The organism is Luteimicrobium album (assembly GCF_030161555.1).
Taxonomy (GTDB): Bacteria; Actinomycetota; Actinomycetes; order Actinomycetales; family Cellulomonadaceae; genus Luteimicrobium; species Luteimicrobium album.
The window spans coordinates 3,484,170-3,508,319 of sequence record NZ_BSUK01000001.1; the positions used below are offsets into that span (position 1 = coordinate 3,484,170).

The 24,150-nt window shown below is 73.9% G+C and carries 22 protein-coding genes and 8 pseudogenes; 20 read left to right on the plus strand and 10 right to left on the minus strand.

The genetic code is table 11. The features are described from left to right. The first annotated feature begins 75 nt into the window (after positions 1-75). Together hisG and QQK45_RS17800 are read left to right on the plus strand one after the other, a co-directional pair. Positions 76-924: an ATP phosphoribosyltransferase gene (hisG, locus tag QQK45_RS17795; protein WP_284294382.1), complete on the plus strand. Its 849-nt coding sequence runs from the start codon at positions 76-78 to the stop codon at positions 922-924. A 21-nt stretch (positions 925-945) separates the two neighbouring features. Beyond that, positions 946-1,326, plus strand: a pseudogene (locus QQK45_RS17800) (PH domain-containing protein); the annotation flags it as partial. Positions 1,327-1,521: 195 nt separating this feature from the next. On the opposite strand, the pseudogene QQK45_RS17805 reads toward QQK45_RS17800, so the two are convergent. Next, positions 1,522-3,362 (minus strand): annotated as a pseudogene (locus QQK45_RS17805) (DEAD/DEAH box helicase). Between the two features lie 276 nt (positions 3,363-3,638). Between QQK45_RS17805 and clsA the strand changes: the two are divergent. The 10 genes and pseudogenes from clsA to QQK45_RS23620 form a co-directional block, all read left to right on the plus strand. Further along, the gene (clsA, locus tag QQK45_RS17810) at positions 3,639-4,256 is read left to right on the plus strand and encodes a cardiolipin synthase ClsA (RefSeq protein WP_284294383.1); all 618 of its coding nucleotides are present in this window, start codon (positions 3,639-3,641) and stop codon (positions 4,254-4,256) included. A gap of 71 nt (positions 4,257-4,327) precedes the next feature. Next, a pseudogene (locus tag QQK45_RS17815) lies at positions 4,328-5,106 on the plus strand (DUF881 domain-containing protein). Positions 5,107-5,128: 22 nt separating this feature from the next. Beyond that, a pseudogene (locus QQK45_RS17820) lies at positions 5,129-5,460 on the plus strand (small basic family protein). A gap of 3 nt (positions 5,461-5,463) precedes the next feature. After that, positions 5,464-6,507, plus strand: a complete 1,044-nt coding sequence (locus QQK45_RS17825; RefSeq protein WP_284294384.1) for a DUF881 domain-containing protein — start codon at positions 5,464-5,466, stop codon at positions 6,505-6,507. 320 nt (positions 6,508-6,827) lie between these two features. Next, positions 6,828-7,076 (plus strand): annotated as a pseudogene (locus QQK45_RS17830) (FHA domain-containing protein); the annotation flags it as partial. Between the two features lie 52 nt (positions 7,077-7,128). After that, positions 7,129-7,941 (plus strand): transcriptional regulator FtsR, encoded by an 813-nt coding sequence (gene ftsR, locus QQK45_RS17835; protein ID WP_284294385.1) that lies wholly within the window; start codon positions 7,129-7,131, stop codon positions 7,939-7,941. Between the two features lie 46 nt (positions 7,942-7,987). After that, entirely contained in the window at positions 7,988-8,470 is a 483-nt protein-coding gene (locus QQK45_RS17840; protein ID WP_284294386.1) for a bifunctional nuclease family protein, read from the plus strand. Positions 8,471-8,756: 286 nt separating this feature from the next. Then, positions 8,757-9,335, plus strand: coding sequence for a MerR family transcriptional regulator (locus QQK45_RS17845; RefSeq protein WP_284294387.1), 579 nt, complete (start codon positions 8,757-8,759; stop codon positions 9,333-9,335). A 66-nt stretch (positions 9,336-9,401) separates the two neighbouring features. Next, a complete protein-coding gene (locus QQK45_RS17850; RefSeq protein WP_284294388.1) occupies positions 9,402-10,205 on the plus strand; it encodes an MBL fold metallo-hydrolase in 804 nt (267 codons plus the stop codon). A gap of 57 nt (positions 10,206-10,262) precedes the next feature. Next, positions 10,263-13,058 (plus strand): annotated as a pseudogene (locus QQK45_RS23620) (HAD-IC family P-type ATPase); the annotation flags it as partial. On the opposite strand, the pseudogene QQK45_RS17860 reads toward QQK45_RS23620, so the two are convergent. Next, positions 13,039-13,325: pseudogene (locus QQK45_RS17860) on the minus strand (DUF7218 family protein). The pseudogenes QQK45_RS23620 and QQK45_RS17860 overlap by 20 nt on opposite strands. A 47-nt stretch (positions 13,326-13,372) precedes the next feature. Continuing rightward, positions 13,373-13,945 (minus strand): hypothetical protein, encoded by a 573-nt coding sequence (locus tag QQK45_RS17865; RefSeq protein WP_284294389.1) that lies wholly within the window; start codon positions 13,943-13,945, stop codon positions 13,373-13,375. Positions 13,946-14,109: 164 nt separating this feature from the next. Here QQK45_RS17865 and QQK45_RS17870 point away from each other — a divergent pair, with 164 nt between their 5' ends. The 3 genes and pseudogenes from QQK45_RS17870 to QQK45_RS17880 all read left to right on the plus strand — a co-directional run. Beyond that, positions 14,110-15,381: a sensor histidine kinase gene (locus tag QQK45_RS17870; protein ID WP_284294391.1), complete on the plus strand. Its 1,272-nt coding sequence runs from the start codon at positions 14,110-14,112 to the stop codon at positions 15,379-15,381. Then, positions 15,374-16,078, plus strand: a complete 705-nt coding sequence (locus QQK45_RS17875; protein WP_284294392.1) for a response regulator — start codon at positions 15,374-15,376, stop codon at positions 16,076-16,078. Before QQK45_RS17870 ends, QQK45_RS17875 begins: the two co-directional genes overlap by 8 nt. A gap of 51 nt (positions 16,079-16,129) precedes the next feature. Continuing rightward, a pseudogene (locus tag QQK45_RS17880) lies at positions 16,130-16,495 on the plus strand (DUF6328 family protein); the annotation flags it as partial. Positions 16,496-16,657: 162 nt separating this feature from the next. Here QQK45_RS17880 and QQK45_RS17885 read toward each other — a convergent pair. Beyond that, complete coding sequence (locus tag QQK45_RS17885; RefSeq protein WP_284294393.1) at positions 16,658-17,203, minus strand: anthrone oxygenase family protein; 546 nt, start codon at positions 17,201-17,203, stop codon at positions 16,658-16,660. A gap of 121 nt (positions 17,204-17,324) precedes the next feature. Here QQK45_RS17885 and QQK45_RS17890 point away from each other — a divergent pair, with 121 nt between their 5' ends. Then, positions 17,325-18,254: an AraC family transcriptional regulator gene (locus QQK45_RS17890; protein ID WP_284294394.1), complete on the plus strand. Its 930-nt coding sequence runs from the start codon at positions 17,325-17,327 to the stop codon at positions 18,252-18,254. Here QQK45_RS17890 and QQK45_RS17895 read toward each other — a convergent pair. Together QQK45_RS17895 and QQK45_RS17900 are read right to left on the minus strand one after the other, a co-directional pair. Beyond that, positions 18,226-18,915: a tyrosine-type recombinase/integrase gene (locus tag QQK45_RS17895; RefSeq protein WP_284295099.1), complete on the minus strand. Its 690-nt coding sequence runs from the start codon at positions 18,913-18,915 to the stop codon at positions 18,226-18,228. The two genes, QQK45_RS17890 and QQK45_RS17895, sit on opposite strands and share 29 nt — an antisense overlap. Continuing rightward, positions 18,810-19,337 (minus strand): hypothetical protein, encoded by a 528-nt coding sequence (locus QQK45_RS17900; RefSeq protein WP_284294395.1) that lies wholly within the window; start codon positions 19,335-19,337, stop codon positions 18,810-18,812. The genes QQK45_RS17895 and QQK45_RS17900 overlap by 106 nt, the downstream gene beginning before the upstream one ends. 224 nt (positions 19,338-19,561) lie before the next feature. On the opposite strand from QQK45_RS17900, the gene QQK45_RS22555 reads away from it, so the two are divergent. Together QQK45_RS22555 and QQK45_RS22560 are read left to right on the plus strand one after the other, a co-directional pair. Then, on the plus strand, positions 19,562-19,780 hold the full coding sequence (locus tag QQK45_RS22555) for an isochorismatase family protein (protein WP_348525278.1): 219 nt from the start codon (positions 19,562-19,564) through the stop codon (positions 19,778-19,780). 2 nt (positions 19,781-19,782) lie between these two features. Then, the gene (locus tag QQK45_RS22560) at positions 19,783-20,145 is read left to right on the plus strand and encodes an isochorismatase family protein (RefSeq protein WP_348525279.1); all 363 of its coding nucleotides are present in this window, start codon (positions 19,783-19,785) and stop codon (positions 20,143-20,145) included. Here the strand turns inward: QQK45_RS22560 and QQK45_RS17910 are convergent. Continuing rightward, positions 20,102-20,614 (minus strand): GNAT family N-acetyltransferase, encoded by a 513-nt coding sequence (locus tag QQK45_RS17910; protein ID WP_284294396.1) that lies wholly within the window; start codon positions 20,612-20,614, stop codon positions 20,102-20,104. The two genes, QQK45_RS22560 and QQK45_RS17910, sit on opposite strands and share 44 nt — an antisense overlap. Positions 20,615-20,692: 78 nt before the next feature. Between QQK45_RS17910 and QQK45_RS17915 the strand changes: the two genes are divergently transcribed. After that, positions 20,693-21,205, plus strand: coding sequence for an SET domain-containing protein (locus QQK45_RS17915; RefSeq protein ID WP_284294397.1), 513 nt, complete (start codon positions 20,693-20,695; stop codon positions 21,203-21,205). 611 nt (positions 21,206-21,816) lie between these two features. Here the strand turns inward: QQK45_RS17915 and QQK45_RS17920 are convergent. Continuing rightward, entirely contained in the window at positions 21,817-22,680 is an 864-nt protein-coding gene (locus QQK45_RS17920) for a GNAT family N-acetyltransferase (protein ID WP_284294398.1), read from the minus strand. A 92-nt stretch (positions 22,681-22,772) separates the two neighbouring features. On the opposite strand from QQK45_RS17920, the gene QQK45_RS17925 reads away from it, so the two are divergent. Next, a complete protein-coding gene (locus QQK45_RS17925; RefSeq protein ID WP_284294399.1) occupies positions 22,773-23,162 on the plus strand; it encodes a VOC family protein in 390 nt (129 codons plus the stop codon). Positions 23,163-23,178: 16 nt separating this feature from the next. Here QQK45_RS17925 and QQK45_RS17930 read toward each other — a convergent pair whose 3' ends face one another. Both QQK45_RS17930 and QQK45_RS17935 read right to left on the minus strand, forming a co-directional pair. After that, positions 23,179-23,697: a putative immunity protein gene (locus QQK45_RS17930; RefSeq protein WP_284294400.1), complete on the minus strand. Its 519-nt coding sequence runs from the start codon at positions 23,695-23,697 to the stop codon at positions 23,179-23,181. Between the two features lie 7 nt (positions 23,698-23,704). Next, positions 23,705-24,142, minus strand: coding sequence for a VOC family protein (locus QQK45_RS17935; RefSeq protein ID WP_284294401.1), 438 nt, complete (start codon positions 24,140-24,142; stop codon positions 23,705-23,707). Positions 24,143-24,150 lie beyond the last annotated feature (8 nt).

Sequence of the window (24,150 nt, forward strand, 5' to 3'; positions counted from 1 at the left end):
CGCCGCAGCGCCCGGCCCGACGTCCCCGCCGACCCCGTGACTCGTCGACCTTCTGAATCCCTGAGGATCCCCGCCGTGCTCCGTATCGCCGTGCCCAACAAGGGCTCCCTGTCCGAACCCGCCGCCGACATGCTCCGCGAGGCGGGCTACCGCCAGCGCCGTGACCCGCGCGAACTCGTGCTCGCCGACCCCGACAACGACGTCGAGTTCTTCTTCCTGCGTCCCCGCGACGTCGCCGTGTACGTCGGCGCCGGCACCGTCGACGTCGGGATCACCGGTCGCGACCTCATGATCGACTCGGGCGCGACCGACGTCGAGCACCTCTCGCTCGGCTTCGCCCGCTCCACCTTCCGGTTCGCCGCCCCCATCGGCACGGCGACCACGGTCGAGGACGTCGCCGGCAAGCGCGTCGCGACGTCGTACCCGGGCCTCGTGCTCGCGCATTTGGCCGAGAAGGACGTCGAGCCGGCCGCCGTCGTGCACCTCGACGGCGCCGTGGAGACCGCGGTGCGCCTCGGCGTCGCCGACGTGATCGCGGACGTCGTCGAGACCGGGACGACGCTGCGCGCGGCCGGGCTCGAGGTCTTCGGCGACCCGCTGCTCGTGTCCGAGGCGGTGCTCATCCGCAACGGCGACCTGCCCGAGCCCGAGGGCCTCGACGTGCTGACGCGCCGCCTCCAGGGCGTGCTCACGGCCCGCGAGTACGTGCTCATGGACTACGACTGCCCGCTCGACCTCGTCGAGCAGGCAGTCGCCGTGACGCCGGGCCTTGAGTCGCCGACGGTCTCGCCGTTGCACGACCGGTCGTGGGCCGCGGTCCGCGCGATGGTCCCGCGCAGCCAGACCAACCGTGTCATGGACACCCTGTACGACCTGGGTGCCCGTGCGATCCTGGTGACGTCGATCCACGCCTGCCGGCTCTGACGCCCGGGCGGAAGGGGAGCGATGCCCGACGGCGACCTCTACGCCACCTTCCGTCCCCGCTTCGCCCTGATCGCCGGTGCGATCACGGGCACCGTCTTCGTGGTCGGCTGCATCATCGTGGCGGTGACGGGGGTCGGTCCCACGTTCCGGACCGGCGAGCGCGTCTCGATCGTCGTGATCGGGCTGCTCGGCGGCTGGCTCGTCGAGCTGCTGGTGAACACCCGCGCGGTGCCCAGCCCTGAAGCTCTCGTCGTGAGCAACATCGTCCGACGGCGCAGGCTCGACTGGGCCGAGGTCGTGGCCGTGCACTTCGGCCCCAACGACCCGTGGGTCGTCCTCGACCTCGCGGACGGCAAGACGCTCGCGGTCATGGCGATCCAGCGGGCCGACGGCGCACGCGGGACCCGGGCTGCGAACCGCCTCGTGCACCTCGTCGAGCTGCACGGCGAGGCCCCGGAGACGCCGTCGGAACCCCCGAACGCCACTAGCCCCGCCGCGAAAGAGTGCGCGCGGACGTCTCCCTCGGCGGGGAAGACGACGGCCCGCGCACCTTGCGAGGTGCGCGGGCCGTCGTCTTCCTACGTCAGTCGCGCGTCGTCAGTCGCGACGCGGGCGGCGCGCCGCGCTCGGGGCGCCCTTGTCGACGGCGATCCGCAGCGGGCGGCCACCGACGCGCGCGCGGCCGATCCGGTCGAGTGTGGCGGCGTCGAGCGGGCGGCCGATCTCGACGAGCGAGAACGAGCCGAAGATGTCGATCTTGCCGACGTCCTTGCCCGAGAGGCCGCCCTCGTTCGCGAGCGCCCCGACGATCCCGCGCGGCTCGACGCCGTGCGTGTGCCCGACGGCCACGCGGTAGCGCGTGCCGTTCGCGAGCCGGCGCGCGGGGCGGCCGTCGTCGTCGCGTGCGCCGCCCGGACGGCGGTCGGGACGACCGTCGCGGCGACGGGCCCCGCGGTCGTCGTCGTGCCCCGGCGCGCGGCGCGGGCGCGCCCCGTCCTCGACCTCGCGGCGCTGACGCACCGCGCGCGATGCGGCGGCGAGCTCGGCGGCCTCGTTCTCGGCCTCGATGGCCTCGCGCGACTTCGGGCCCTTGTCCCCGACGAACAGCGCGGCGAGGGTGCCAGCGAGCTCGACGGCGTCGAGGTCGGGGTGCGCGGCCAGGTGCTCGCGGACGAGGCGCACGTAGAGCTCGAGGCGACCCGCCTCGTGGCGCTCGGCGACGTCGTCGAGCATGCGGCGGACCCGGTGCGCCGAGACGTCCGCGGGCGTCGGGATCGAGATCTCCTCGAGCGGCGTGCGGGTGGTGCGCTCGATCTGGCGCAGGCGACCCCGCTCGTGGGGCGTGACGAAGCTCAGCGCCTCGCCGGTCCGCCCGGCGCGGCCCGTGCGGCCGATGCGGTGCACGTAGGCCTCGGGCTCGCCCGGCAGGTCGAAGTTCACGACCAGGCCGATGCGGTCGACGTCGAGGCCGCGGGCCGCGACGTCGGTGGCGACGAGGACGTCGATCTGGCCCGAGCGCAGGCGCTCGACGATCTTCTCGCGATCCTTCTGCGCGACGTCGCCGGAGATCGTCGCGGCGGCGATCCCGCGCTCGACCAGTGCCGTGCCGACGTCCTCGGCCGCACCGCGGGTGCGGCAGAACACGATCGCCGCGTCGGCGTCGCTCGTCTGCAGGACGCGCACCAGCGAGCCGGCCTTGTGGCGGAAGGGCACGATCGCGTACGTCTGGTGGACCGTCGTCACGGTGGAGGCCTGGCGCGTGACCGCGATCTCGACGGGGTCGTTGAGGTGCTGCTGCGCGACCCGGCGGATCGGGGCCGGCATCGTCGCGGAGAACAGCGCGACCTGACGCTCGGCGGGGGCGGCACCGAAGATGGTGTCGACGTCCTCCGCGAAGCCCATGCGGAGCATCTCGTCGGCCTCGTCGAGCGCGAGGAAGCGGACGTCGTCGAGCACGAGGTTCTTGCGCTCGAGGTGGTCGATCACGCGGCCGGGCGTGCCGACGACGACCTGGGCGCCGCGCTGCAGCGCGCGCTGCTGCGGGAGGTACGGGGCGCCGCCGTAGACCGCGAGCACCTCGACGCCCGTGAGGGCGGACGCGAAGCTCTCGATCGCCTCGGCGACCTGGAGCGCGAGCTCGCGGGTCGGGGTGAGGACGAGCGCCTGCGTCTTGTGCAGGTCGGGGTCGACGCGCGAGAGGAGCGGCAGCCCGAACGCGGCGGTCTTGCCGGTGCCGGTCTGCGCGACACCGGTGATGTCGCGGCCCGCGAGGAGCGGGGGATCGCGGCGGCCTGGATCGCCGACGGCGTCACGAACCCGAGCGCCTCCACGGCCTCGAGGAGCGTGGCGGGCAGGCCGAGGTCGCGGAACGTCGTCTCGGGGGCGGTGTCGGTGGTGGCCTGCTCGGGGGCAGGGGAGGGCGTGGTCATCTCGGTCATGGGAACCGTCCGGTCGGGGTATCGCATGCGGCGAAGAGGGCCGCGGTCGCATCTCCCGGGACACACGAGAAGAGGTTCCGACGAAGGGTCCACGCCGCGGGAGCGGCGGCCCGGAGGAGTCGGACGGTTGCCTCGGTCTGCGACCGAGCACCAGCCAGGAACGGCGACGACTGCGAAAGGGGTCGCTCCATCCTACCGGACGGCGCCCGCGGCCCCGGCGGACCGTCGGCCGACGTGGCCGACGTCACGACCTCCGGCACCTCATAGACTGTCCCGGTGGCGGACGACAAGGACGATCTGGACGAGGCGACCGACCGGGTCCTGACGGTTCCCAACCTCATCAGCGTGATCCGGCTCCTGCTGGTGCCGGTCTTCGCGATCCTCATCGCGACGCACCACGACGTGTGGGCGATCGTCGTGCTGGCGGTCTCCGGCGCGTCCGACTGGCTCGACGGCGTCGCCGCGCGCCGCCTGCACCAGGTGAGCAAGCTCGGGCAGGTGCTCGACCCGGCCGCGGACCGCCTCTTCATCCTCGTGACGCTCCTCGGCCTCGCGCTGCGCGACATCATCCCGTGGTGGCTCGTCGCCGTGCTCCTGGCGCGCGAGGTCGCGGTCGGCGTCACGCTCCCGATGCTCGCTCGTCGGGGCTACGGGCCGTTGCCGGTGAACTTCATCGGGAAGGCCGCGACGCTCACGCTCATGTACGCGTTCCCGCTCCTCCTGCTCGGCCAGATCGACGGCTGGGTCGGCACGGTCGCCGGCGTCGCCGGGTGGGCGTTCGCCTGGTGGGGCGTCGGCCTCTACTGGTGGGCGGGCTTCCTCTACCTGCGCGGGGCCGCTCGTCTCCTGCGTTCCACCGACGGGCCCGACGGCGCCCAGGGCGCGACGGCGTGAGCGTCCCGGCTCCGACGCCGCCGCGCCGGGCGCGGCGGCCCGACGAGTCCATGACCCTGCTCACCGAGGTCATGGAGCACCCACTCGACCCCGGGTACGCCGAGGCGGCTCGCGCCCGCGAGCTCGGGACCCGCGGCGGCCCGACCGTGCCGGAGCGTGCCGTCGCCGTGCTGCTCGCGGCCGCGCTCGGGCTCGTGACCGTCGTCGCGGTCCAGAGCCTCCGCGCGCCGTCGCCGAGCATCGTCGAGGCGCGCACCGTCCTGCAGCAGCAGATCACCGAGCGGCAGGACCGGGCCGACGCCCTGAGCCGGAGCATCGCCACGACGAGCAACGAGGTCGACGCGCTCCAGTCGCAGGCCCTCGCCGAGCAGTCGCCGTCGCTGCTCGCGACCGTCCAGGACGACACCGTCGCGTCGGGCGCGGCCGCCGTGTCCGGGCCGGGCCTCACGGTCACGGTCGCCGACGCGTCGGACGCTGTCGCCGCGGACGGGACGGTCGACCCCGACCGCCGCGTCCAGGACTCCGACCTCCAGAACGTGGTCAACGCCCTCTGGGCGGGGGCGCCGAGGCCGTCGCGATCAACGGGCAACGCCTCACGTCGACGACCGCGATCCGGAGCGCCGGCAGCGCGATCCTCGTCGACTTCGTCGGGCTCGCGTCGCCGTACCACGTCCAGGCGATCGGCGACCCGGACGCCCTGCGCAGCTCGTTCGCCGCGTCGAACGCCGCCGACCAGCTCAAGGTGCTCGGCGAGTCGTACGGACTGGAGTCGTCGGTGGCGACGGAGAAGCACCTCGATCTCGACGGCGGTGGCCCGTCGACGCTGCAGTACGCCAAGCCCCTACACTGAGCAGCCGTCGAAGGAGGCAGCAGTGATCGCTTTTGTCGGGCTCGTGATCGGTGTCGTGGCCGGTCTCGTCCTGCAGCCCACCGTGCCGGTGTCGTTGCAGCCGTACCTGCCCATCGCGGTGGTGGCGGCCCTCGACGCCCTGTTCGGGGGCTGCGCGCGAAGCTCGACGGGATGTTCGACGACCGCGTCTTCCTCGTGTCGTTCCTCTCGAACGTCGTCGTGGCCGCGCTCATCGTGTTCCTCGGCGACCAGCTCGGCGTCGGGTCGCAGCTCTCGACCGCGGTCGTCGTCGTCCTGGGCATCCGGATCTTCTCCAACGCGGCCGCGATCCGCCGCCACATCTTCAAGGCCTGACGCGTGGGCGAGCCGAACGAGCCGGAGCGGACGGAGCCCGAGCCCGAGGAGACAGCGCCCCCGGGTGACGAGGCGGCCGAGACCGTCGAGCCCGCGGACGACGCCGCTGAGAGCGAGAGCGAGGGCGAGGGCGAGCCGGCGACGGACCCCGCGTCGGACATCCCGGACGATGCCCTGTCGCACGACGACGAGCCTGCCGCGTCGGCCGAGGAGGAGTCGCACCACGGTCGCCACGCGGGGCAGCACGTGGCCGACGACGTGGCGGACGAGGCGCCCGACGGCGGCCCGCGCGACGAGCCTGCGCCGCCGGGCGGCCTGCGCGGCTGGTCAGGCCTGCGGACGCTGCTGCGCCCGCGGATCAACACCTCGCAGCTCATCGTCGCCGTGCTGTGCGCGGCGCTGGGCTTCGCTCTCATCGTCCAGGTGCACCAGAACCAGTCCGACAACCTGTCCTCGCTGCGCCAGTCCGACCTCGTCCGGCTGCTCGACGACGTCACGCAGCGCACGCAGACCCTGGAGAAGGAGCAGAACGACCTCACCACGACGCGGGACCGGCTCAAGAGCAGCTCGGGGAGCCGGCAGGCCGCGATCGACCTCGCGACGCAGCGGGCCCAGGTCCAGGGGATCCTGTCGGGCCGGCTTCCGGCCGAGGGCCCGGGCATCCGGTTGAAGATCACGCAGGGGACGCAGGTCGTGGGGGCCGCGACCATGTTCAACGTCCTCGAGGAGCTGCGGAACGCGGGCGCCGAGGCGGTACAGGTCAACGACGTCCGGCTCGTCGCGTCGAGCTGGTTCGAGGTCCACGGCGACACGCTCGTCGCGGACGGCCAACCCCTCGGGTCGCCGTACGTCTGGAAGGCGATCGGCGACCCCGACACGCTCGCCCCCGCGCTCGGCATCCCTGGCGGCGCGCTGGCCGCCGTCCGGAACACGGGGGCGACGGCCGAGGTCACGACCCCCAAGAAGGTCGAGGTCACGGCCACGCGCGAGCCCGGCACGCCCCAGTACGCGACGCCCAAGCCGGTGCCCACCGGTTCCGGTTCCTGATCCGTGACACCAGCCGGACGCTGCTGCGCGCGACGCCCGTGGCCGCCTACTGTTGTCACCTGAGGTTGTAGTAGGTTTTTCGGTCACGGGCGGAGCCTCCGCCCGCGCCGGCCGTCCTGGTCGGTGCCACGTCCCGAGGAGGCGCAATGACAGTTCCCGGCGGTGGCGCGACGGACCCTCGGGGCGGCGACACGACCATCAGCTTCCACCGCACCGACCAGGTGGGGGACCTGCCGGAGGAGCCGGCCACCCGTCGTCGTCCGAACGACGAGGAGTCCGAGACGATCGCGGCGCTCCCGCCGGGGTCGGCGCTCCTGGTGATGCAGCGCGGTGGTGCCGGTGTCGAGCGGATCCTCCTGGACGCGGACCGCGTGAGCGCCGGCCGTAGCGAGCACGCGGACATCTTCCTCGACGACGTGACGGTCTCGCGCAAGCACGCGGAGTTCGTGCGCGAGGGCAGCCGCTACACGGTGCGCGACACCGGGTCCCTCAACGGCACCTACGTGAACCGTGCCCGCGTGGACGCTGCGCCGCTCTCGACGGGCGACGAGGTCCAGATCGGCAAGTTCCGCCTGACGTACTACGAGAGCCGTGCCGCGGCAGCGGGGCGGGCGGCGAGGCGTGAGCACGTCGTCCGCGCTCGCGAGGGACGACGACCCGGACGCCTCGGGGCGTGGTGCCCTGCGGGCGTGGCCGCCCGGCGTCGCGCGGACCCCGACGATGCGGATCTCGGACGTGCTGCGCGCGCTCCGGGACGACTTCCCGTCGGTCAGCCACTCCAAGCTGCGGTTCCTCGAGGAGCAGGGGCTCGTGGAGCCCGTGCGGACGGCGGCGGGCTACCGCCAGTACAGCCCGGCGGACGTCGAGCGGATCCGCTTCGTCCTCGTCGAGCAGCGTGACCGCTACCTGCCGCTCAAGGTGATCAAGGACCGCCTCGAGGAGCTTGACGCGGGCGAGATCGAGCTCGGCCGCCCTGCCGCGCGCAGCCACGAGGTGCGCGTCCGCGAGGTCCGCGAGCCGGGCGTCGCGGAGCGCTCAGGCCCGGACCCCTCCCCGGCGGCCCCCGCACCCGGCACCAGCGTCCACGACGACGGCGAGCCCGAGGCCGAGGTCGATCGCGCGCTCGTCGACGGGCTCGTCTCGGCCGGCGTGCTGCGCGTCGGCCCCGGAGGCCGCCTCGACGCGACGGCCGGCGAGATCCTCCGGGCGGCGACGGCGCTCGGCAGGTACGGCATCGAGCCGCGCCACCTGCGGTCGCTGCGCACGGCTCTCGACCGTGAGGTCGCGCTCGCCCGGCAGGTGGTCGCGCCGCTGCGGAGCCAGCAGTCGCCAGCGGCCCGGGTGCGTGCGGACGAGACGGCGGACGAGATCGGGGACCTCTTCGTCCGGTTGCACGCCGCGTGGCTGCGCCAGGAGATCGCCGACCTCGCCTGACGCGGTCGCCGTACCCGCCGGCAGGCGGTCGTCGTACCGTGGAGTGATGGCCGGCGACGACCCCATGGTTCCTGTCGACGTCCTGGGCGTGCGTCAGCTCGGCGACCAGGAGGTCGTCGTGCTGCTGCTCGACGCCCGGTCCGGGCTGGTGGTGCCGATCGCGATCGGACCGCGCGAGGCGACGGCCATCGCGAGCGCCCAGGCGGGCGTCGTGCCGCCTCGCCCGATGACGCACGACCTGCTGCGCGACGTCCTGCGGGCGACCGGGGTGGTGCTGGAGAGCACCGAGGTCGTGGCGTTGAGGGACGGCGTGTTCTTCGCGGAGCTGGCTCTCTCCAACGGGGAGCGCGTCGACTCGCGGGCCTCGGACGCGATCGCCCTCGCGGTGCGGACGGGTGCCCCGGTCCTGTGTGCCGCGGAGGTCGTGGCGCGGGCCGGCGTGGAGGTCGTCGACGACGCCGGCGCGCGCGAGGTCGAGCGGTTCCGGTCCTTCCTGGACGGGGTCGAACCGGAGGACTTCGGCCCGTGAGCGGGCCTTCGACCTCAGGTCGAGGTCGACGAGGGGCGACTGCGGCGTGACAGACGCGCAGCAACCCTCAGGTGGAGGGTGAGGGTCCGTGGCGCGAGCCGGAACCTCCGGTGGAGCGTCGGGCTGTGGACGTCGGTCGGCGATGTCGCGACACGCCCGATACGCTGAGAGGCGCGGTCGTTGACCGACCCCCGGCCACCCCTAGCGTGGTGGGAGTCGAGCGGCCCCGGCGTCACGTGGGCGCCGCGAGCAGGCCGAGGACGCAGGGCCCGGTAGGAGGCACAGCATGAGCAGCAAGGGTGAGGCGGGCGCGACCAGCGCACCCGTGCCGCAGGGTGCCCAGGGACTCCTGTTCGGTGACGCGATCGCGGAGCAGGACGAGTCGATCGGCTACCGCGGCCCGACGGCCTGCCGGGCGGCAGGGATCACCTACCGCCAGCTGGACTACTGGGCGCGCACGGGTCTGGTCGAGCCCAGCGTGAAGTCGGCGCAGGGCTCCGGCTCGCACCGCCTGTACGGCTTCCGCGACATCCTCGTCCTGAAGATCGTCAAGCGTCTCCTGGACACGGGCGTCTCGCTGCAGCAGATCCGGGCCGCCGTGCACACGCTGCGCGAGCGCGGCGTGAACGACCTCGCGGGCATCACGCTCATGAGCGACGGTGCGAGCGTCTACGAGTGCACGTCCGCGGACGAGGTCATCGACCTGGTCCAGGGCGGGCAGGGTGTGTTCGGCATCGCGGTCGGCCGCGTGTGGCGCGAGGTCGAGGGCACGCTCGCGGAGCTGCCGACCGAGAGCCTCGAGGACGCCGCGCCGGACGTCGAGGACGAGCTCGCCGTGCGTCGTCGGGCACGCAGCGCGAGCTGACGCCGCGTCGTCGGCCGGTCACCGGACCGACGCGCCCCGGGAGCCGCGAAGGCGGACGATAGGGGCATGAAGCTCGAGATCCTGGGCCACGCGTGCGGCCGCCTCACCGATCGTTCCGGCGTCCTCGTGATCGACCCGGGGGCGTACTCGTCGCCCGACGCCCTCGCGTCCGCCGACGCGGTGCTCGTCACCCACGAGCACGCCGACCACGTCGACGTCGAACCGCTGCTCGCCGCCCTGGCCGAGCGGACGCACGTCGAGGTCTGGGCGCCCGCGGCCGTCGTCGCGGCCCTCCAGGCGCGGGGTGTCGAGCTGCAGCGCCTCCACGAGGCCGTCCCCGGGACGGCGCTGCGGGTCCTGGGCCACGACGTCGACGTCGTGGGCGGCACGCACGCTGCGATCCACACGGACCTGCCGCGGATCGCGAACGTGGGCTACGTCGTCGACGGGTCGGTGCTGCACCCGGGCGACGCGTTCGTGGAGCTGCCGCACGGGGCGCGGGTGCACGTCGTGCTGACCCCCGTGTCCGGACCGTGGCTCAAGCTCGCCGAGATCGTCGACTGGGTGCGGACGCTGCAGCCTGCGGTCGTCGTGCCGATCCACGACGCCCTGCTGTCGCCTATCGGCCGGGGTTCCGTGCTCCGCCAGCTCGGACCCGAAGGGCTGGGCGGGGGCTGGGGCTGGACCGTGGCCGACCTGTCCGGCGACGGCGCCGCCCTGGACGTCGAACCCGACCCCGAGGCCCGCGCGCCGCTCGTGGCGCACGAGCTCGAGCTCGCGCACCCGGAGTTCGGCGACGCGCCTTCGCTCGAGCGCGACGAGACGGTCGCGCCCCGCCCCGAGGAGGACGCGGCGGACGCGGACCGCTGACTCCCCGCTCGCGTCGCGGTCGCTGTCGTCGCGGTCTTGAATGAGGACGTGACCGCCGTGCCCGCCCCGTCGCCCGCGCGCTCCGCCGTCGTCAGCCGGACCGCGGCCACGCCCTGGGCGAGGCCAGCCCCTGACGTGGCGGCGGAGCTCGGCTCGGGCACGGGCGGGCTCGGCTCCGCGGACGCCGTCCGGATCCTCGCCGAGGTCGGACCGAACGAGCTCCCGCCCCCGGAACGCCCGCCGTTGTGGCGGCGGATCCTCGCGCAGTTCCAGGACGTCCTCGTGTACGTCCTGCTGGTCTCGGCGGGCCTCAAGGCGATCCTCGGCGAGTGGATCGACTTCACGATCATCCTGCTCGTGGCGGTCGTGAACGCCGCGGTCGGGTTCATCCAGGAGGGCCGGGCGGAGAGCGCGCTGGAGGGCATCCGGCAGATGCTCTCGCCGTCGGCGGAGGTGCTGCGCGACGGCGCGTGGGCGACGGTCGACGCGGCGCACGTGGTGCCCGGCGACGTCGTGCGCGTGCGGCCGGGGAGCGCGTCCCCGCCGACGTGCGGGTGCTCGAGGCGACGAACCTGCGTGTGGAGGAGTCCGCGCTCACGGGCGAGTCGCAGCCCGCCGCGAAGGACCCGGCCTCCGTCGACCCGCAGGCGGGCGTCGGCGACCGCACGAGCATGCTGTTCTCCGGGACGATCGTCGTGGCCGGCACGGGGTCGGGGGTCGTCGTCGCCACGGGCGCGGCGACCGAGCTCGGTCGGATCCAGGGGCTCGTCGCCGAGGCCGACGACCTGACCACGCCGCTGACCCGGCAGCTCGGACGGTTCGGCACCGCGATCGCGCTCCTCATACTCGTGCTCGGCGTGGTCATGGCGGTGATCGGGCACACGCTGCATCACTTCTCGGTCGACGAGCTCCTGTCGGCGTCGATCGGGTTCGCAGTCGCGGCGGTGCCCGAGGGGCTCCCGGCGCTGGTGACCATCACGCTCGCGCTCGGCGTCCAACAGATGGCACGGCGCAACGCGATCACGCGGCGCCTGCCGTCCGTCGAGACGCTGGGGGCCGTCACGACGATCTGCTCCGACAAGACCGGCACGCTCACCAAGAACGAGATGACGGCGCGGGTCGTGCGGACCGCGGAACGGACGTTCGACGTCGAGGGCGCCGGGTACGCCCCGGAGGGAGCCGTGACGACGCCCGACGGGGCGGCCGCGACGCTCGGTGCCCACCCCGACCTGCGATCCGTCGTCGAGGCGGTGGCCCTGTGCAACGACGCGCAGGTCGTGCCGGGGCCGGGTGGCTGGGCGTTGGTGGGTGAGCCCACGGAGGGTGCACTGCGCACGCTCGCGCTCAAGGCGGGCGACGACGGCGCGGGCTGGGACCGCGTCGCGGTGCTGCCCTTCGACTCCGCGGTCAAGTACATGGCGACGCTCGACGCCCGGGGGCGGCGCCGTCGTGCACGTCAAGGGAGCGCCGGACCGGGTGCTCGCGCGGTGCGCGAGCCAGGTGGGGGCGGACGGCGCGGCCGCGACGCTCGACGCCGCGTTCTGGGAGGGCGAGGTGGACGCCCTCGGGGCGCGCGGTCTGCGCGTGCTCGCGGCGGCACGCCGGACGGCGGCCGAGGCCACGCGCGACGTCACCGACGACGACCTCCACGAGCTCGAGCTCTGCGGGTTGATCGGGATCGTCGACCCGCCGCGGCCCGAGGCCGTGGCCGCGGTCGCCGACTGCCACCAGGCGGGCATCGCCGTCAAGATGATCACCGGCGACCACCCGGGCACCGCGGTCGCGATCGCCAAGGAGCTCGGCATCCTCGACGCCGCCGGCCGTCCCCTCGGGCCGGGCACGCCCGACGAGGACACCGCCCCCGCGGTCCTGACGGGAGCCGAGCTCGAGGTCCTGTCGACCGAGCAGCTGCGCGCCGTCGTGCAGGACGTCGACGTGTACGCGCGCACGAGCCCCGAGCACAAGATCCGGATCGTCTCGGCGCTCCAGGCGCACCGCCAGGTCGTCGCGATGACGGGCGACGGCGTCAACGACGCCCCGGCGCTCAGCCAGGCCGACGTCGGGGTCGCGATGGGGATCAAGGGGACCGAGGCCACGAAGGAGGCCGCCGACGTCGTGCTCGCCGACGACAACTTCGCGACCATCGAGCGCGCGGTCGAGGAGGGGCGCCGGATCTACGACAACGTCCGCAAGTCGGTGCTCTTCCTCCTTCCGACGAACGGGGCGCAGGCGCTCGTCATCCTGGTCGCGGTGCTCTTCGGGCTGACGCTGCCACTCACACCCGTCCAGGTGCTCTGGGTCAACATGGTCACCGCCGTCACACTGTCCCTCGCGCTCGCGTACGAGTCGGCGGAGCCGGGCATCATGGCGCGTCCGCCCCGCGACCCGGACGCGTCGCTCGTCGGGGGCCCGGCCCTCGGGCGGATCCTGCTCGTCTCCGCGGTCATCGGCGGGGCGACCCTCGCCGTCTTCTTCACCGAGCGGGCGGGGCACATGAGCGTCGCCCAGGCGCAGACCACCGCCGTCACGACCCTCGTCCTCGGGCAGCTCGCCTACCTGTTCAACTGCCGGTTCCTGGGTCGGTCGAGCCTCACGCTCGACGTGCTGCGCGGCAACCGCGTCCTGTGGATCTCGGCCGGCGCGCTCGTCGTGCTGCAGCTCGTCTTCGTCTACGTGCCCTTCATGCACACGGTCTTCGACTCGGCGTCCGTGGGCTGGCGCGGGTGGTGGGTCCCGCTCCTCCTCGCCGTGGCGGTCTTCCTCTTCGTCGAAGCCGTCAAGGCGCTGAGCCGGCGGCGAGAGCGGTCTCGTCTCGCCGCCGACCGCAGCCCGGTCAGTGGTTCCGTAGAGCCTTGACCAGCTCGGCCTTCTTCATCGAGGACCGGCCCTCGATCCCGATCTCCGACGCGCGCTTGCGCAGGTCGGCGACCGTCCAGTCCTCGTAGGACCCGGACTTCCCGCCCTTCTTCCCGACCTCGGAGCGCGAGCTGCCTGCGGCGGCGTTCGCGATGCGCGCGCTCTTCTCCTTGGAGCTCCCCTCGTCGCGGAGCTCCCCTCGTCGCGGAGCTCCTCGTACAGCTTCTTGTCCTTGACGCTCGGTCCTGGGCTGCGCTTCGGCATGGTCCGCCTCCCTGTCGTCGTTGGGCTCGGTGCGCCGTTCGGGGCGATCACCTCGTCCCCACCATGCCCACGCCCGACGACGTCCGCACGGCGGCGAGGCGAGTGCCGCGCCCCAGGAGCAGCGCGTGCAGGGCGAGGGCGGCGACCGCCATGAGGAGCGCGCCGTCGAGGTAGTGGCAGTACATCGCGCCCAGGTAGGACGGGCCACCCCAGGCGTCGGCCGTGAAGCGGGGGTCCAGGCCGCCGACGACCTGCTCGCCCGCACGCCAGAAGCCGTAGAGGAACAGGGCGGCGAACGGCACGGCCACGAGGGCGCGGAGCGCCACCGCCGGGCGACGGGTCGCCTCCCGGAGCGTCAGACGGACCCGCGCAGCGGCCGGCCGGCCGAGGGGTGCGAGGAGCGTCGCCCGGAGGCGACCCCGGGCGGCGAGCACCGCGACCGCGACCCCTGCGAGCGCCGTGAGGACGAGGTGCACCGCCCACGCGGAGGTGCCGTCGTGGTGGACGGCTGGCGCGTCGCTGCGTTGGGCATACGCGACGGCACCTGTGACGACGCCGACCACGAACAGCGTGGCGGAGGTGAGGACGATCGGACGGGAGAGACGGTTCGGTGTGGTCATGGCTCGAGCCTGTCGCCGCGCCGCGGGCCGGGCGTCGTGCGCACGGACGGATCCCGCCGTCGTCCTGGGGGAGGAGCGCCGACCCCGACCCTCCTCGGGGACGACGCGCCCCGTCGTCCTCGAGGAGGACGACGCCGGCGGACGCCGCCCCTAGGGTCGGTGCCATGACCTCCCCCGACGGGCCGCAGCGCGATCTCGCGCCACGCACCGTGCCCCTGCGTGGGCGGCGGCCACGGCCCGGGCTCTGGCTCGACGTCGCGGTGGCCGTGGCGTGCTTCGCGCTGTTCACCGTGCCGGTCCTGCTCTCGCTGCCGTCCGACGCGCACCCGCTCGCGACACCGCTGCTGGGCCTGCTGGTCGCCGCGCCGCTGGCCTGGGCACGTCGTGCACCCGTCCTCGCGCTCGCGCTCGTCTCCGCCGGGCTCGTCGTCGCCGCGCTCACCGGCGTGCGGGTGACGCCGTTCGTGAGCGACCTGGGGCCGGCCCTCGGCGTCGCCGCCGCCGTGTGCGCGGTCCGGCTGCCGCGCCGGACCGCGGTGCTCGCCGTCGCCGCGGCGGCGGTCGCCGTCAGCGCGGCCGACATGGTCGCGCTGCACGTGTGGCCCGACCGCGACCAGGACCTCGTCCAGCTCCTCGTGGCCGCCGCCGGGTGGTTCGTCGGCGACGTCGTGCGCACCCGGCGCGGGTTCGCGGCCGCGCTCGCCGTCGAGGAGGCCAGGCTCGCCCGCGAGGCCGACGCACGCGTCCGCGCCGAGGAGCGGCTGCGGGTCTCCCGCGACGTCCACGACGTCGTCTCTCACACCCTGTCGCTCGTCGCGGTCCGGGCCGGCGTGGGCCGGCTGCTCCTGGACGACGATCCCGAGCAGGCGCGCGCCGCGCTCACCACGATCGAGGATGCCAGCCGGCGCGCGCTGTCCGAGCTCCGTGGCGTCCTGGCGGGCCTGCGGGACGTCGGGGGCGCCGACCCGGTCCCCGAGCCGACGCTCGACCACGTCCCCGCCCTCGTCGCCGCCGTCGCCGACGCGGGGCTCGCCGTCGACCTGAGGGTCGAGGGCGAGGCGACCTACGACCGGCTGCTCGAGACGTCCGCGTACCGGGTCGTGCAGGAGGCGCTGACGAACGTCGTCAAGCACGCGCCGGGGGCTCACGTGCGCGTCGACGTCCGTCGCGCCGACCCGCTCGTCGTCGTCGTCGAGGACACCGGGGCGATGGACCCTGCCGGCGCATCGGGCCCGCCCGCGCTCGCCGGGTCCGGGCTGGGGGTCGAGGGCATCCGTGCGCGCGTCGCGCTGCACGGCGGTCGCGCGAGCGCCGGCCCCGTCGACGGCGGCGGCTGGCGCGTCGAGGCCGTGTTCGGGCCCGGCGTGCCGGGCGAGGGGGCGGAGGCGCACCATACTGGGGCGCGTGCCGGACGAGCCCAGCCTCCTGATGCCTGACCAGCCCGGGGACACGAGCCCGGCCCCGACCCGGGTGCTCGTCGTCGACGACGAGGCCCTCGTTCGTGCGGGCTTCCGTGCGCTCGTCGGGTCCGCGCCCGACCTCGAGGTCGTGGGCGAGGCGTCCCACGGTGCCGACGCGGTCCGGCAGGCGCGGGCCCTCCGGCCCGACGTCGTGCTCATGGACCTGCGGATGCCCGTGATGGATGGGCTCGAGGCCACGCGCTACCTCGCGGGCGAGCCGGACGGCCCACGGGTGCTCGTCGTCACGACGTTCGACCACGACGAGTACGTCTTCCAGGCGCTGCGTGCGGGAGCGAGCGGGTTCGTGCTCAAGGACACGCCGCCGGAGCGCCTGCTCGACGCGATCCGGGTCGTCGCGGCGGGGGAGTCGCTCCTCGCGCCGAGCGTGACGACGCGGCTCGTGTCGGCGTTCGTCCGGCAGGCGCCGACCGCTCCCACGCCCGACGACGCCCGCCTGGCCGGGCTGACCGAGCGGGAGCGGGAGGTGCTCGCCCTGGTGGCCCGTGGCCGGTCGAACGCCGAGCTCGCCGCGGAGCTCGTCGTCGAGGTGACGACCGTGAAGACGCACGTGAGCCGGCTCCTGGCGAAGCTGGGGGCGCGGGACCGGGCCCAGCTTGTCGTGGTGGCGTACGAGTCGGGGCTCGTCGCGCCGTCGGGCCGCGCCGACGGTTAGCGTGGGCTCGTGCGCGACGACGCTGCGCCCGGCCAGTCGCCCGGGGACGAGATGCCCGACGACGGCCCCTGGGCGTCCGACGACGCGGGCCGCCACGAGACCGTGGCGGAGCGGCTCGACCGGAACTGGAACGAGCTGCTGCAGGAGCTCCGCGTCACCCAGACCGGCGCCCAGGTCCTCACGGGCTTCCTCCTGACCGTCCCGTTCCAGCAGCGCTTCGGGCGTCTCGACGACCTCGAGGTCGCGACGTACCTGGTGCTCGTCGCCCTGTCCACGGCGGCGACCGGGCTCCTCGTCGCCCCGGTGAGCCTGCACCGGTTCCTGTTCCGGCGGCGGCTCAAGCGCGAGACCGTGGTCCTGGGGCACCGGCTCGCCCGGCTCGGTCTGCTCGCGCTCGGGCTGACGATCGTGGGCTGCGTGTTCTTCCTGTTCGACGTCGTCGTGTCCACGACGGCCGGGGTGGTCGCCGGGGAGTCGCGCTGTGCGGGCTGCTCGGGCTGTGGGTCGTCCTGCCCTGGTCGGTGGCCCGCCGGTCGGCGCCCGGCACGCTCCCGACGCCGTTCTGAGCGACGGACGCGGTCACCGCGCGACGGCGGTGACCGCGTCCGTGACGAGCTCCGCGGCCGCGGCCGCCTTCGGGGTCGCGGACCTCGCAGCGAACGCCGCCGCCGCGAGCAGCAGGGTCGCGCTCGACGCCAGGGTGCGAACCGTGTTGCCCACGTTCCAGCGGCCCACGAAGTCGGCCCACACGGTCGCGGGGTCGGCGTGCGGCGACGCGGACGCGAGCGTCTGGTTGAGCGGGACGTTCACCGCGCCCGTCGTGATGATCGTCCCGACGACGTACACGGCTGCCGCGACGAGCAGGAGCACTCCAGCGGTGCGCTGGCCCGAGCGCAGCGCGAGGACCCCGGCGACCGCGGCGAAGACCGGGACGAGCATGAACACGGCGAGGAAGAACGGGTTCTCGATCCGGGCGTTGATGTGGCGCATCGCGGAGACGGCCGTCGCGGGGCTCCCCGCGGACAGCCCCGGCATGACGCCCACCGCGAAGGCGAAGAACGTGCCGGCCATCGCGCCGGCGGAGAGGACGGTGAGACCGGTCAGGACGGCGGTGAGAGGACGCACGATAGCTCCTTGGTCGTGAGGTGGCGCCTGGTCGGTCGCCTGGCTCGAGTCAACCGGCTCCCTCGGCGCGTCGACATGGGCCAGACGCTCACCCCCATACGCGAGCGTCTACGGTGACGTGGTGGACCCGCTGACCGCCCTGCTCGACGGCCCCCGAGCCCGGGGAGCGTTCCTGCTCCGGGCCTCGTTCGACCCCCCGTGGTCGGTGCGCGTCGCCGACGAGGCCCCCGCCACGGTCGTCGCCGTCACGCACGGCACCGCCTCCTTCGAGTCCGACGCCGGGCCGCGCGTCACCCTCGGGCCGGGCGACGTCGTGGTCGTCCCCGGCCCCGTCCCGTACACGATGGCGCACGCCGCCGGGGTCGCGCCGCACGTCGTCGTGCACCCGGGACAGGTGTGCCGGGCGCCGTCGGGCGAGAGCATGACCGAGCGCATGACCCTCGGACTGCGCGCGTGGGGCAACGCGCTACCGGGCGAGGCGCGGATGCTCGTCGGCACCTACCCGCTGCCGGACGCGACGAGCCGGCGCATCCTCGCCGGGCTGCCACCGCTCGCGGTCCTCGGGCCGACCGGGGCCGCGCGGCGGCTCGTGGACGTGCTCGACGACGAGCTCGACCGCGACGAGCCCGGGCAGGAGGTCGTCCTCGACCGGGTGCTGGACCTGCTGCTCGTGACCGCGCTGCGGGACTGGTTCGCGATGCCGGGCGCCGACCGTCCGGGGTGGCTGCGCGCCGCCCACGACCCGGACGTCGGGCGAGCGCTCGCGGTGATCCACGACGACCCCGCGCACGGCTGGACCGTGGAGTCGCTCGCGGGCCAGGCGGGGATGTCGCGCGCGGCGTTCGCGCGGAGGTTCCGCGAGCTGGTCGGGGAGACGCCGCTCGGCTACCTCACGGGTGTGCGCCTCGCCCTGGCCGCCGACCTCCTGGCGTCGTCGGACGCGACGCTCGAGACGGTCGCTCGGCGCGTGGGGTACGCGACACCGTTCGCGCTGAGCGCCGCGTTCAAGCGGGTCCACGGGCTCAGCCCGCAGCAGTACCGGGATCGCTGAACGGGAAGCGGTCGGGCTCGCCGGTCGCCGCACCGCCCGGGGCCTCCGACCGCGTCGTGAGCGGGTGCGCGGCGATCGCGGCCGCGAGCTCGCCCTCGATCCGGTCGAGGTAGACGCCCGTGGTGGCGATCGACGCGTGCCCCAGGAGCTCCGCGACGACCTTGACGTCCCAGCCGTGCGCGACCAGGAGGGTCGCCGTCGTGTGCCGCAGGGCATGGGGTGTCGCGCCCCGACGCAGGTCGCCGGGGACGCGCCCCATCGCGCGGGTGAGGAGCGCGCGGACCGACTGGGCGTCCATGCGGCGCCCGCGCCAGCTCAGGAGGAGCGCGCGCTGGGCGTCCGGTGTGACGTCCCCGCGGGCCAGCAGGGTCGGGCGCAGCGTCGTGAGGTAGTCGCCGAGCGCCTCCTCGAGCGGCGCCGAGAGGCTCACGGTGCGGACGGTGCCGCCCTTGCCGCGGATCCGCCAGCGCGCTGCGCCCGGTTCGCGGACGACGTCGTCGAGGTCCGCACGGACCAGCTCGGAGACGCGCGGGCCGAGGACGAGCAGGAGGGCGATCACGAGCCGGTCCCGGACCGCGAGGTCCTGGTCGCGACGTGGCGGCTGCTCACGGGTGGCCGCCTCCGCGGCGTCCAGGAGCGCCCGCGCCGACGACGCAGGCAGCGCCGTGCGCTCGACGCGCAGCCCGCCGCGCGTCCGGGCCGGGGAGCAGCCCACAGGAAAGGGTTGGCCCGGACCCACGCGTGCTTCGTCGCGTGCGTGAAGAAGCGCGAGACGGACTGGCGAAACCGGTTGACGCTGGCCGTCGACTTGCCGGGGCCGCCCGGTTTGTCCGAGGGGTTGGTGTAGCGCGCGTCAGGGGCGAGCTGGTACCGCACGAGGACGTCGTCGAGGTCCTCGCCGGAGACGTCGTCGAGGACGCGGTCGGGGCCCGCGAGGACGGAGAACTCCCGCAGGTCACGGGTGTACGTGTCGCGCGTCGTGGGGGAGAGGATCCCGCGCAGCGTCTCGGAGTCGACGACCGTGCGGTAGCGGCGGACCGCCTCGGCGACGGTGAGCCGGACGACGCGGGGTGGCGCTGCCACGAGAACCTCCTGTGCTTCGGGACGGGACGACCGTAGGGGACGGGTCCGACATGATGGGCGGGAGGAGTGGTCGCACGTGATGGTCGGATCGTCGCGAAACCGTTCAGTTGAGACATACAAAATGGTATCAATCGGACATCGAGCGCGGGGGCGACCTGTCAGAGGCGAGGCGTAGCGTCGTTTCTCGTCCGCCCCACGCAACCGGCTCGAAGGGGAGTCCGCTCATGAGCACGCTCACCAACCGCCCGAACACCGCGCTCCTGGTGGTCGACGTCCAGAACGGGGTGGTGGGCGAGGCCTACCACCGCGACGACGTCGTCGCGAACGTCGCGACGCTCGTCGACAAGGCCCGGGCCGCCGATGTGCCGGTCGTCTGGGTGCAGCACTCGGACCCGCAGGGCATGCCGCGCGGGAGCGGGGGTGGGAGATCGTCCCGGAGCTGACCGTGGACGACGGCGAGCCCGTCGTCCAGAAGGAGTACCCGGACTCGTTCGAGGACACCGACCTCGAGGAGCAGCTGGCCGCGGTCGCCGTGGGCAGCCTCGTCGTGGCCGGCGCGCAGACGGACGAGTGCATCCGGTCGACGCTCCACGGCGCGATCGCACGCGGCTACGACGCGACGCTCGTGTCCGACGCCCACACCACCGAGGACCTGTCGGAGTACGGCGCCCCGTCGCCCGACCTCGTGATCGCGCACACGAACCTGTACTGGGACGGCCACCAGGCGCCGAGGCGTCGCGCAGGGACGGTCACGACGGCCGACGTCAGCTTCGAGCCCGCGACGGGCGCTCGGGCATTGCACGTGTGAGTCGGCGCTCGAGCCGGCCCGGGGGTTGGGCGACCTGGCGCTCGTCGGTCGCGACCCAGCCGGCCCGCGCATAGGTGCTGCACGCGCGTGCGTTGTCCTCCAGCACCCAGAGGGTCAGGCGGGTGACGCCGCGCTCCACGGCCCAGCGCTCGACGGCGTCCAGGAGCCCTGCCGCGAGCCCGCGACCCCACGCACCGGGGTCCACCGCGAGGTAGTACAGCTCGGCCTCGGCATCGGTCGAGGCAGCCAGGGCAAAGCCTGCTGGTTCGCCCGTGTCGCCTGCGAGGAACAGGGTCGCGTGAGGCAGGGCAAGTCGGGCTCGGATCCCGGGCAGCTTGTGCTGCCACGGTTCCGGTACGTCCAGGGCGTCGCGTCGTGCCGTCGCCGCGGCCCAGATCTTCGCCACGTCGACGATCTCGTCGCCCGTAGGTGTGGCTGACGCGACGACGGTGGCGGGGGCGGCGGGCACGGCAGCCATTGTCGCGTGCGATCGCCAGAGGCGCGCGTGCCGGTCGCCCCGGACAGGGTCGCGACCTAGGGTCGGTGCATGCGCCCAGGACAGGACTGCTGGTTGTCGTCGAGCGCGGAGGTCAGACGGTCGCCGATCGAGGGGACGGGACTGTTCGCCGTCCGTGAGATCTCTGCGGGTACTCCGGTCGCGCGGCTGGGAGGTGCGCTCGTCGGCACCCAGGAGCTGCGCCGACTCCTCGAGACCAGCGCGACCTACGTCGACACCATCGCTGTGGGCCCCGACGAGCACCTGGTCCTGCCGGCAGGCAGCCCGAACCACCACGGGAACCACTCGTGCGAGCCCAACCTGTGGTGGGACGGACCGTTCGAGCTCGTGGCTCGCCGCGACATCGCGCCCGGGGAGGAGCTGACCAACGACTACGCCGCGTCGACCGTCGACCCGGACTTCGCCATGACCTGCCGGTGCGGCGCCACGATCTGCCGCGAGACCGTCACCGGATCGGACGCCTGGGCGTACCGACTGGACCAGGCGTACGACGGGCACCTCGTGCCTGTCGTCCTCGACGCGGTGGCCGCGCACGTGACCTGACTGGTGGGCGCGGAGAGGGTTCGAGTCGTCGGGCGATCGACATGTCGGCCGCGCGTGCGACGGCACACGGGTCACGGCCACCGGGCGCTTTCGGCTCCGAGGGGGACCACGTTTCTGTGACGAAATGACATAACGTACATTATCGGATCACGACGATCACGACGCGAGTGGGTATTCGCCGCAGGATCTCACGGACTGACACCTGGATCCCGGATGCGCCGGGTGCGACCGCATCCTCCTCGTCGGCGCCGAGTCGTGACGTCAGCCGGTCAGCCTGCTGACGAACCGGTCTTCGTCGTGCTCCGACGTCGGCCGGGTCGCCGCCCGTGCCCACGCGACAGATCCGCGAGCCCTCGTACATCCGCAGCTCGTTGCCTACGGCACCGAACCTCCACGTCGGCACTTCTGCCCGTGAGAGTCACATCAACCATCGCGGCCTTCCCCGCCGAGTACGAGGATCTCCCACGAGTACGAGCCGATTCCCCTCGTACTCGTGGGAGATCCTCGTACTCGGCGTGAGCGGTCAGTGGTGCGAGGCGCCCATGTCCGAGATGTGCAGGCGTCGCGTGCGACGGACCGACGTCGTCAGCTGACGCTTCGCACCGACGTCGTCAGCGGCCGCCGCGCACGGCGTCCAGGCGCAGCTTCTCCGGGACGAAGCCCGCGGACCGATAGGTCGCCACGGCCGCCTCGTTGGCCGTCGGCGTGCAGACGATCGCGCTGGACGAGCCGAGCTCCCGCAGCGCCCGTGCGGCCGCGAGGCTGATCGCGGTGCCATAGCCGTGCCCCCGGTGCTCGCTGTGCACACCCACCGGCTCCAGCAACCCCGGCCTCCTCCCCGCCGACCACACCGTCGCCGCAGCAACCGCAGTGCCGTCGTCGTAGGCGACGAGACAACGGGCGCCCGCGTACGCGCTGGTGGCGGCCATCGCACGCCAGCTCTCCTCAGTGAAAGTTGATCCGGGAAACGATGCTCGATGAACGGCGACCCGGTCATGAACGTCCTCCGGCCCGGCGACGGCGATCGTGAGCCCTGGGTCCGGTACGGCCTCGTCGAGCTCGCGTCGCAGCGGGGTCCACGACTCCCCCGGTTCCCAGCCCTCCGTGAGCACGAGATCGTGCAGGAGCACGCCGTTCGGAGTCTCGAGGTACGCCTGCCCCGCCGGCAGCACGCCACGCGTCTCATCGGCGAGGTCGGCGAGCACCTGGTGCGCGAGCCCCTCGTCCTGGAACGACTCGGGCGCGAGGGCGAGCCGCAGCAGGTCCGGCGCGTCGAGCATCCCGAGGGCGACGATCTCTCCCCTACCGCGCCACGCCCGCACGGCAGCGGCCGCGGTGCTGGCACCGGCACGGGCCTTCCACCCGAGGTCGCCCGGGTGGAGCTGGAGCGGGGTGCCCTCCTCCTGCCAGTCCCGCAGGGCGCCCAGCGCCTCGTCGAGGTCGGTGGTCCCGGGATCGTCCAGCGTCGTCGCCATGCGTCGATCACACCACCGGGCCGGCGACCGGCCCACCGATTTCTCCCCGGCCGACCCTGAGGAGCGTCAGCGCCCGGGCGCAGGATGGGTCCATGCCCAGCCGGATCGCCACCATCGCCATCGACGCCGTCGACCCCGAGGCGGTCGCGGCCTTCTGGTGCGACGTCCTGGGCTGGCGCGTCCTCCAGAGGGAGGACGACCTCGTCAGCATCGGGCCCGGCGACGCGTCCTGGCCGACGATCGACGTCGCCGCGGTCCCCGAGGGCAAGGTCGTGAAGAACCGCCTGCATCTCGACCTGCGAGCGGACGGCACGACGACGCAGGCCGAGCTCGACCGGCTGCTCGCCCTGGGCGCGCGACGCGTCGACGTCGGGCAGGGGCCGGACGCTCCGTGGGTCGTGCTCGCGGACGTCGAGGGCAACGAGTTCTGCCTGCTGCCGCGGACCGTGCAGGAAGCACGGTCCGCGGACGCCCAGGGCTGAGGTCGCCCCGCGACGCTCAGTCGTCGAACGCGTGCCAGCAGATGGCGCTGCGGCGGCGCTGGTCGTCGAGCACGAGGTCCCGGAGACCCTCCGGGATGCGCTCGCGCTGCCAGTCGCGCTCGGCGAGGCGCGCCGTGTCCTCGGTGCCCGACGGCGCGGCCGCGGCGGCCCCGCGGATCGCGTAGGCCGCGGCCCCGAGCGCGTGCGCGGCGACGTGCGCTACGGGCGCCGCCTGCCCGGCCGCGAGCGCCGCGAACCGGGCGGGCTCGGGGAGGTCTCGTCCTGCGGCGTTGGCGGGGAACGCGGCGTCGTGGGCTTCGGTCATGCGGGCGTGGCCGCGGGCCCAGGCGCGTCCGACGGCGATGGCGTCGCGTGGTCGGGGGTCGTCGGGGCTGGCGGCCTCGAAGAGTGGGAGGACGTGTTCGGCGCAAGTCGCGGCCCACTCGGCGAGCTGGTGGTGGTCGGCGTCGGTGAGGGTGCCGCCGCGGCGGATGGTGATGAGCCGGGGGTCGCGTTCCTTGGGCAGGATCGGCACCGGGGCCTCAGCCGAGCTCTTGGACGAGCATGACGATGATGCCCGCCGGCCCGCGGGCGTAGCACATGCGGTAGCTGTCCTCGTACTGCACGACCTCGCCGACGAGTCCGAAGCGGTGGTCACGGACGACGGCGACGGCCGCGTCGACGTCGTCGACGACGAGCGCGATGCGGTGCAGACCGAGCGTGTTGTGCGGGGGTGGGGAGGTCGGCTCGGCGGGCGGGGTGACGTACTGGCTCAGCTCGAGCTGGGAGTGGCCGTCGGGGGTGCGGAGCATGGCGATGCGAGAACGGACTCCCTCGAGCTGGAGGAGGCGGTCGACGACGTCCCCTTCGACGGTGGCCTCCCCGACGCGCTCGAGCCCGAGGTCGGTGAAGTAGGCGATCGCGGAGTCGAGGTCGTCGACGACGATGCCGATGTTGTCGAGGCGCAGGGCGGTCACCATGCTCCCCA